We start from the raw sequence: 6,731 nt of genomic DNA on the forward strand, positions 1-6,731 counted from the left end.
GAACCCCACCCGCTCGTCAAGGAGTTCAGGCATACGCGAAGCCCCTTCCCGTGCCGGCCCACACGCCGATCCGCGGCCCATTCCACCGCGCCCCAGGCTGACACGACCGGCGCCCCCGCGCACCGGTCCGCACCGCATCGGCCCGGCCGGAGCACGTAAAAATGCCCCCTTGGAGAACGGCTCCGAGGGGGCATTTTGATGCTCCGGGGGACAAGCGGGGGACAGGATGTCTACGCGGCGCCCGACGCCCCGTCCCGGGGGACGGGGCTCACCAGCCGTAGGTGGCGCTTCTGCGTGCCGGGCGTCTGGGTCCTGGGGGCAGGGTCCTGCGATATCTGTCCTTCTGCTTGGGCGGGTGCGGCTTCCTCGACGCGGTCTGCGGGCTCGGCTACACCTGCAGGGGCAGCAATGGTGCTGGCAGAGGTCGCGGCTGTGGTCGGTGTGCCTTCTTCGACAGCAGGTTCTTGCTCTTGGGCAAGCTTGTCGATGCCTTTGCGGCGCGGCACAAGTTCGACAGGGGCATTGGCTTCGGCTTGTTCAAACTGCGGCAGGAGGCTGGTGTAGGTGTCGGCTGTCAGCTGGTAGTTGCTGTGGCCGAGCAGTGCCTGGATTGCCTTCATGGAGAGGCCGGCGGCCAAGCTGAGGGATGCGGCGCAGTGTCGCAGGTCGTGTAGGCGGATTGGCGGTAGGCCGGTTCGCTTGATGAAGCGGTCGAATGCGTTGGAGACGTTCTTGGGGTGGTGGGGGCGTCCGTCGGGTTGGGTGAAGACGTAGCCGGAGTCAACGTAGGGCCCGTACTTGTCGGGGTCGTTGTGGTGCGTTTTCTCCCATTCGCCGCGTTGTGTCTTCTGGACGTCGCACCAGGCGGTGAGCAGGGCGAAGGTGGCGTAGTCGAGGGTGACGGCGCGGCGGCCGCTTCGGCTTTTGGGAGTGTCTTGCCACACGGTGTTGGAGTAGTCGGTGACGAGCTGCTCGGTGATGTGGGCGACGCCTTTGGTCATGTCGAGTTCGTTCCAGGGCAGGCCGGTGGCTTCGCCTCGGCGTAGTGCTCGGTAGACCATGAGGTGCCACAAGATGTACATCGGGTGGTCGACGGCTGCGTCAAGGAACTGCCCGGTCTGCTCGGGGGTCCACACCATGACTGGGCCGGGCTTCTCTCCGGTTTCGCGCCAGCGGGCCACGCGCTCGTCGGTCCAGACGAGTGCCTCGGGCCGCTCGTATTTGGGCAGGACGACGAGCTTGGCCCAGTTCTGGGTGATGAGCTTCTCCACAACGGCGTCCCCAAGGGCGGCGGCGAGGCAGTTGAGAAATCGCTTCTGCGTGCCGGGGCCGGTGTTTTGACGGGGCTTTGCGAGGGCTTCCTTGAGGGCTTTGCGAGCCTGCCGCCATGCCTGGTGTAGCTCCGATGGGCGGGGCTTGGGGGCTTGCTTCCATGCCTGGTGGGCAGCCTGGCATTCATGTCGGGCACGCTTTGCGGCCTCCAGGTTGGCCTTCTTGACCTTGTTGAAGGCCCATATTTGCTGAAACATCGCCTGGATGTGACGGTCACGGAGTTCACGCATCGCAAGGTGGCCGATGGCAGGCTTAAAGACGCGGTCGATGTAGTCGCGGTAGTAGGTGCGGGTGCTGCGCTTGAGGTCAACACGCTTGTCGTACCAGCGGTCGAGGTATTGGGCGACTGTCTCTGTAGCGTCGACGTCGATGCCGCCTTGGGCGTCGTCCCAGAGATTTTGCGCCGCTTCCTTGGCCTGCGTCTGGGTGAGGAAGCCGCCTTTGCGGGGGCGTCGGCGCTTGCCTCCGGGGCCGTCGGGGAGTTTCACGTAGTAGTACCAGGAGCCGTGGTCACGTTTCTTCAGGAGAGGGCAGGAGGAGCCAAGTTCACGTGTCTTGGCGTTGCCCTGCGGGTCGAGGAGTGGCTGACCGTGCTCGTCGAGCTTGGGTTCGGTGCACTTGCACCGTTTGTAGGTACTGCCCTCAAACACGCGAAGAACCTCCCTGTATGTGCGGGATCTTTCCTTACGTGCCCTGATCATGCTGTAGCGAAGGCGGTGGCTCCTTGGCCGTCGTATGCTTCCTGCCAGGTGGCGCGGGGAAGAAGGGTGTGACCACCTTTGTCCTCATCTGCGATGGCCACGGAGCATGCTCGTTCAGGCGGGCGACGTGGCGGGATGTCGGTGGAGGAAGTGAAGGCTCTGCCGGCTGCCGTGAGCGTGGTGACGGCAGCCCGGGCGTTGGGCATCGGGTCCGACAAGGCGTACGAGTTGATCAAAACTGATGAGTTCCCGGCGCAGACGATCCCGCTGGGGCAGACCCAGAAGGTTTCGACGGCGAGCCTGTGGAAGGTACTGGGAATCTACTGAGTGATATGCACCCGCCTACGTAGGCCCGGGAAACCTGCGTTCATCGAGGTCCAGGCCCAGCACGCCAACCGCCTGCGGAGTACGGAAGACACCCACCCCACGGGGGATACCGTGAGCTGCATCACACCGAAAAAGGTCTTGACGCCTCCGACCTGTGCATATCGCACCATCAAGAACAGACCAAGCACGCGCATAGTGCACCGTTCAGGGATCCAGATATACATTGGCCTATGTCAGGTCTAAGCGGCCCCTAACGTGACGTCGATGTCATCGGTCGCAGGTGCGAATCACTGATCGGAGTCAGCTGCGTGGGACGGTTGTCGGGCTACGTCCGCTCAGGGGTGACACATGCTGAGGAGGCCCCTTTGCTGCGAGAGGCCGTCACACTGCTGTTCGACGGTCAAACGGAAGCCGAGGCGACGCGATGGCTGACCCGCAAGGGGATGCTGACCCCGCGCGGCAATGAGTTCCGCCGCGAGGTCTTGCACCGGTTGCTGACGAACCCGCGGCTGGCGGGCCTCCACGAGAACGGCGAGCCGATCGAGGGCTGGGATGAGCGGGTTCTGGAGCCGGCCGTCTTCATGCGCCTGCAGAAGCTGTACGTAGAGCGCAGCGAGAAGCGCAGTGCGTACCGTGAGGCGCATGACTACTTGCTCACGGGCGGGTGTGCGGTGTGCGACGAGTGCTCGCAGCCCCATGTCGGCAGTCGCGCTCACGCTGATGCCCCGCCGTCCTACAAGTGCGATGGCTGCGGCAAGACCCGCATCAATGCCGAAAAGCTTGAGGACTTTGTGGCCGAGCACGTGCTGGCCGAGTTGCTAAAACCTGGAGCGCGCAAGCGGCTTGAGAAGTTGGAGTGTGACAACGAGGCGGAGATCGCCCGCCTGAAGGAGCACATCGCGGGTGCCGACGAGCGGTTCGCGAGTATCGGTGATCTCTATGGGCGGGGGCTGATGGTGAAGGCTGCCTTCGTCGCAGCGCAGAAGGCCAGCAAGGAAGATTTGCGGGTCTCCAAACTCCGGTTGAAGCACTTGGAGCAGATGACCGATCTGCCGATTGGTGACGTGCATGACCTGGTGGCCTGGTGGCGCACGGCCTCGTACGCCTCGAAGCGGGGCCTTGTACTGCTGGAAGTCAAACACGTGCGTGTCGGTCGCGCCGAAGGCAGCCAGGACCCGGCCAAGCGGGTCCTGATCGACTGGCGGCAGCCGACCACCTGAAAGCTTTGTAACCATGCGCACCGCAATGCCTGCACAGCCTGCTCCTGCCCTGGTCCCTTTGTCCGAGGCGACGTGGGCCTGGATGCACAACCGCACCGACTGGGGTTACAGCAACAGTGGCCTCATCGCCTCCCGGGGCCAAGCTCTCTTGGTGGACACGCAGTTCACGCTGGATGCCACACGGCGCCTTCTTGCCGCTGTCGAAGAGATATGCCCGTCCGATGCCGTTCGCACGGTGGTCTCCACGCACCAAAACGGCGATCACACGTGGGGCCACCGGCTTGTCCCGCAGGCCGAGGTCGTCACCTCGGTGGCGAGCGCCGCGAGTAGCTGTCACGAGATGGGTCCCGAGCAGCTCACGTTGCTCGCTCAGTCGGCCGCGGCAGACAACGCGTCGGCGTACGTGGCTGAGCACTTCGGGCACTTCGACTTCACCGACGTAGTGGTGGTGCCTCCCACGCGCACGTTCGAGGGCCGGGAGGAGCGCCAGGTCGGCGACGCGGTCGTGGAGTTGATCGATCTGGGCGCCGGGCACAGTGCGGGTGATGTTGCCGTGCATGTCCCGGACGAGCGGGTGGTGTTCGCCGGCGATGCGCTCTTCTCTGGTGCGCACATGGTGGTGTGGTCTGGGTCGCTCAGCGGGTGCATCCGGGCGTGTCAGGTGCTGTTGGACACCGGTGCTGAGGTGTTCGTGCCGGGGCATGGGGCGCTACTCGACCGTGCCGGAGTCGCCGCCATCCAGGGCCGACTCAGTGACGTGGCCGAGGCTGCGGGCGCGTACGCGCAGCGTGGCGTGCCGCTGGCCAACGCCGCTCGTCTGATCAAGGCGAGCCACGCGGGCACGTGGGCGCATCCGGAGCGGCTGTTTACACAGGCCGCGGCTGCTTACATAGAAGCCGGGGTACCGGGGGTGCCGTCAGGCACGCTGGCGTTGGTGGAGGGCATGGCCGCGCTGGCTGGCTGAGCGCACTATCCGAGCGTAGGGGGCTTCCGCGGGCAGGGCGCTGCCCGCCCGGGGCCGTTCAGCTGTGTTGCAAGGTGCGTCACCGAGTTGATGCTTCCGGTCTAGGCCCGCCGTGTGGCGGGCCCTTTCTTGCGCCTTGCGTTGCTCTGCACGCCCCGTGCCGACGCCACGAAGCCGGCATGGGACTGCGACTGGAGTACTAAAGTGCCTGGCCGTAGATTCAAACCCCGTCGGACCGAGTCACAAAAGTGAAGCCGCGCCAACTTGATTCGCGCTGGTCAGGCGGCCGTTGAACCGCGATCGTTCCGCACATGGAAGATGAACCGCATTCCGGGCAGGTGCCCGTGCCGGGGTGGCGGCCCGCTCCGTGCGGTCAGACATAGTCCGGCGCGGGGCGAAGGACAGGCTCAGGTCGGCTCAGAACGGACGATCACCCAAGTGGGCATATAGGGCCGTAAGCGTGATCGCTTCGGAGTGGCGAAATATAGCGCAGGATCGCCGGTTACCCAAACCGGTGATCCTGCGGATTATTGATGGTCCACCGCCATTACCTGACCGTACGTCGAAAGGCATCGCCGAGATGACCATCAATTCAATGCGCCTCGCAATGGATGAACAGGGTCACGAGACGCAGGACGCCCGGTATAGCCCGACGAACATCCGCGCCACATGGAACGGGACAGCAAGCGTGGAGGACGCTTCCAGGGCGCTCGGGGTTTCACGGGCGAAAGGCTACGACCTGATTCGTCGTGGGGAGTTCCCATGTCGAGTGCTGCGCATAGGCCGCAGCACCCGTGTCGTCACCGCTTCGCTGCTCCGTGTTCTCGAAAGTGGCGAGCCCGAGTACGGGCCCTCGCCCAGGACCCCAGAACAATCGTAATCCCCGCTCATGGAACACCCTGAATCCGACTCCGGCTGACCACAACGGATCGCGAAGGTCAATATCACGTTCAACCCTCAGGGTTCACCAGCGGCGCCAGCGGGTGGCGGGGCCTTGGTCCCGACTGCCGGACGGGGATGAGCGCGCTCCCACGGGGCCTTACCGCTTCCTCTCTTCCGAGCTCTTCTCTGTTGTGGTTCCGGTTTCGGTGGGAGCAGGGGCAACGTCTGTTCCGCGGCGGCTTTCAGGTGAGTGAGGACCGCTGGGTCGGCGTAGAGGGCGGTGACCTCGGCCGAGGGCTGCGAGGAGTTGGGCAATGCGGTGGAGGGAGTCGCCGGAGAGGCACGAAGCGAGAGGCTCCGAGCGGTCCTCGTCACGGATGAAACGTGGACGGACGATGTTGAGCGTCTATCCAATGCTCACGCGGCGAGTGTCAGCACCGGGGAAGTCAGGCCATCGCCCCGGAACGCATCTGGATGGTGACGGTGGGGACGCGCGTCCGTGTCCTGTTCACTAACCACCTGCGGAGCGCGGGACGGGTCGCGGGGGAATTGTCGGCGGTGGATGCCTTCGTCCGGGCTTCCCGGTCAGGGGTTCTCGATCCAGTTGGGAGGGACGTCGCAGATCAGGTACGGGATGCGGGCTTTGCATGCGTCGCAGGACTGGGCGGTCCAGGAGTTCGTGGCGCCATGTCCGTGCCACGTCCGCATGTGTTGGGCGTCCTCCGCCTTGGGGCCGACGTAGACCATCTCGCTCATGCGCACGTAGTCGACGGACTTCCAATCGAGGTGCATTCCGCCCAGTCCGAGCAGGAGCTTGACGGCGGAGCACGGCCGGGTGACGCCCTGGATGTCTGCGCCCAGGTCCACCTTCTCGCCGCGGACGGTGAGCCATCCCCTGTTGTTCGCGGGAATGGCCGGGTCCGCCAGCGTCCACTTCCCTGGGTGGTAGGTGATCCCGTCGAGGTGCTTGGGCTGGATCCATGGCGCCGCAGTGCGTCCACTGGAGGCGTAGAGGTAGTACTCGCGCCCGCTGATCCTCGCTTCGAGTACGCCCATCATGAAGACGGCCGCCGGGTCGCCGACCAGGCTCTTGTCCTGCATCAGGTTGTCTTTGATCTGTCCCACGACGCTGCGCAGCTTCGCACTGTCGGTCAGTTCCGGAATGCCGTGGAGCAGCTTCCCCTGTTCCTTCTTGTTCCTGACGTAGTGACACCTCGGGCAGGTGTCCGTGGCGAAGCCGCCGTGCCGAAGATTGTCGTCTGCATCCGGCTTGCGGGGCTTGATCTTCGGCATGCTCGGCCTTCC

Annotated in this window: 6 protein-coding genes; 4 read left to right on the forward strand and 2 right to left on the reverse strand. The window is 64.7% G+C overall.

Annotation, left to right across the window (positions count from 1 at the left end; all coding sequences use genetic code 11):
• Nucleotides 1–230: 230 nt before the first annotated feature.
• Entirely contained in the window at nt 231–1,982 is a 1,752-nt protein-coding gene (locus tag ACO1BR_RS35320) for a tyrosine-type recombinase/integrase (protein WP_426799200.1), read from the reverse strand.
• 186 nt (nt 1,983–2,168) lie between these two features.
• On the opposite strand from ACO1BR_RS35320, the gene ACO1BR_RS35325 reads away from it, so the two are divergent.
• From ACO1BR_RS35325 to ACO1BR_RS35340, 4 genes are all read left to right on the forward strand, one after another.
• On the forward strand, nt 2,169–2,360 hold the full coding sequence (locus ACO1BR_RS35325; protein WP_426799201.1) for a DNA-binding protein: 192 nt from the start codon (nt 2,169–2,171) through the stop codon (nt 2,358–2,360).
• Between the two features lie 365 nt (nt 2,361–2,725).
• On the forward strand, nt 2,726–3,580 hold the full coding sequence (locus ACO1BR_RS35330; RefSeq protein WP_426799202.1) for a recombinase family protein: 855 nt from the start codon (nt 2,726–2,728) through the stop codon (nt 3,578–3,580).
• A gap of 82 nt (nt 3,581–3,662) precedes the next feature.
• Nucleotides 3,663–4,544, forward strand: coding sequence for an MBL fold metallo-hydrolase (locus tag ACO1BR_RS35335; RefSeq protein WP_426799247.1), 882 nt, complete (start codon nt 3,663–3,665; stop codon nt 4,542–4,544).
• A gap of 607 nt (nt 4,545–5,151) precedes the next feature.
• Complete coding sequence (locus ACO1BR_RS35340; RefSeq protein WP_426799248.1) at nt 5,152–5,424, forward strand: helix-turn-helix domain-containing protein; 273 nt, start codon at nt 5,152–5,154, stop codon at nt 5,422–5,424.
• A gap of 587 nt (nt 5,425–6,011) precedes the next feature.
• On the opposite strand, the gene ACO1BR_RS35345 is transcribed toward ACO1BR_RS35340, so the two are convergent.
• Nucleotides 6,012–6,719 (reverse strand): hypothetical protein, encoded by a 708-nt coding sequence (locus ACO1BR_RS35345; RefSeq protein ID WP_426799203.1) that lies wholly within the window; start codon nt 6,717–6,719, stop codon nt 6,012–6,014.
• Nucleotides 6,720–6,731: the final 12 nt, after the last annotated feature.

It is taken from the genome of Streptomyces sp. YGL11-2, assembly GCF_050054615.1.
In the GTDB taxonomy this organism is placed as follows: domain Bacteria; phylum Actinomycetota; class Actinomycetes; order Streptomycetales; family Streptomycetaceae; genus Streptomyces.

Bases quoted from the DNA above. Each gene is read 5' to 3' on its own strand.
- ACO1BR_RS35335 (WP_426799247.1), top strand. From the start codon at position 3,663: ATGCACAACCGCACCGACTGGGGTTACAGCAACAGTGGCCTCATCGCC.
- ACO1BR_RS35325 (WP_426799201.1), top strand. From the start codon at position 2,169: ATGTCGGTGGAGGAAGTGAAGGCTCTGCCGGCTGCCGTGAGCGTGGTG.
- ACO1BR_RS35345 (WP_426799203.1), bottom strand. From the start codon at position 6,719: ATGCCGAAGATCAAGCCCCGCAAGCCGGATGCAGACGACAATCTTCGG.
- ACO1BR_RS35340 (WP_426799248.1), top strand. From the start codon at position 5,152: ATGGATGAACAGGGTCACGAGACGCAGGACGCCCGGTATAGCCCGACG.